This is a genomic window from Pantoea rwandensis (genome assembly GCF_002095475.1).
GTDB lineage: Bacteria > Pseudomonadota > Gammaproteobacteria > Enterobacterales > Enterobacteriaceae > Pantoea > Pantoea rwandensis.
In genome coordinates this window covers 1-1,759 of the sequence record NZ_MLFR01000061.1, presented here as the reverse complement: position 1 = coordinate 1,759, position 1,759 = coordinate 1, and the positions used below count along the sequence as shown (strand labels likewise).

Annotated in this window: 1 rRNA gene; it reads right to left on the bottom strand. The window is 53.0% G+C overall.

The window, feature by feature from the left end:
• Window positions 1-54: 54 nt before the first annotated feature.
• Window positions 55-1,596, bottom strand: a 16S ribosomal RNA gene (locus HA51_RS26750).
• Window positions 1,597-1,759 lie beyond the last annotated feature (163 nt).

Below are 1,759 nucleotides of genomic sequence, written 5' to 3'. Positions count from 1 at the left end.
TTACTTTTCTATCAGACAATCTGTGTGAGCACTGCGCGGGAAGGTATCTTCAGGTAAGGAGGTGATCCAACCGCAGGTTCCCCTACGGTTACCTTGTTACGACTTCACCCCAGTCATGAATCACAAAGTGGTAAGCGCCCTCCCGAAGGTTAAGCTACCTACTTCTTTTGCAACCCACTCCCATGGTGTGACGGGCGGTGTGTACAAGGCCCGGGAACGTATTCACCGTAGCATTCTGATCTACGATTACTAGCGATTCCGACTTCACGGAGTCGAGTTGCAGACTCCGATCCGGACTACGACGCACTTTATGAGGTCCGCTTGCTCTCGCGAGGTCGCTTCTCTTTGTATGCGCCATTGTAGCACGTGTGTAGCCCTACTCGTAAGGGCCATGATGACTTGACGTCATCCCCACCTTCCTCCAGTTTATCACTGGCAGTCTCCTTTGAGTTCCCGGCCGAACCGCTGGCAACAAAGGATAAGGGTTGCGCTCGTTGCGGGACTTAACCCAACATTTCACAACACGAGCTGACGACAGCCATGCAGCACCTGTCTCACGGTTCCCGAAGGCACTAAGGCATCTCTGCCGAATTCCGTGGATGTCAAGAGTAGGTAAGGTTCTTCGCGTTGCATCGAATTAAACCACATGCTCCACCGCTTGTGCGGGCCCCCGTCAATTCATTTGAGTTTTAACCTTGCGGCCGTACTCCCCAGGCGGTCGACTTAACGCGTTAGCTCCGGAAGCCACTCCTCAAGGGAACAACCTCCAAGTCGACATCGTTTACGGCGTGGACTACCAGGGTATCTAATCCTGTTTGCTCCCCACGCTTTCGCACCTGAGCGTCAGTCTTTGTCCAGGGGGCCGCCTTCGCCACCGGTATTCCTCCAGATCTCTACGCATTTCACCGCTACACCTGGAATTCTACCCCCCTCTACAAGACTCTAGCCTGCCAGTTTCGAATGCAGTTCCCAGGTTGAGCCCGGGGATTTCACATCCGACTTGACAGACCGCCTGCGTGCGCTTTACGCCCAGTAATTCCGATTAACGCTTGCACCCTCCGTATTACCGCGGCTGCTGGCACGGAGTTAGCCGGTGCTTCTTCTGCGGGTAACGTCAATCGATGCGGTTATTAACCACATCGCCTTCCTCCCCACTGAAAGTACTTTACAACCCGAAGGCCTTCTTCATACACGCGGCATGGCTGCATCAGGCTTGCGCCCATTGTGCAATATTCCCCACTGCTGCCTCCCGTAGGAGTCTGGACCGTGTCTCAGTTCCAGTGTGGCTGGTCATCCTCTCAGACCAGCTAGGGATCGTCGCCTAGGTGAGCCATTACCCCACCTACTAGCTAATCCCATCTGGGCACATCCGATGGTGTGAGGCCCGAAGGTCCCCCACTTTGGTCCGAAGACGTTATGCGGTATTAGCTACCGTTTCCAGTAGTTATCCCCCTCCATCGGGCAGTTTCCCAGACATTACTCACCCGTCCGCCACTCGTCACCCAAGGAGCAAGCTCCTCTGTGCTACCGTTCGACTTGCATGTGTTAGGCCTGCCGCCAGCGTTCAATCTGAGCCATGATCAAACTCTTCAATTTAAGTTTGATTTGCTGAAACAAGTTCAGCGATGCTCATCTGTAAAACGTCATAATGAATTTCATTATGTGTTCACTCGTGAGACTTGATATTTTTTACGTCCGGAGACGTTGATATCAATCCTGCGAGTGCCCACACAGATTGTCTGATAAATTGTTAAAGAGC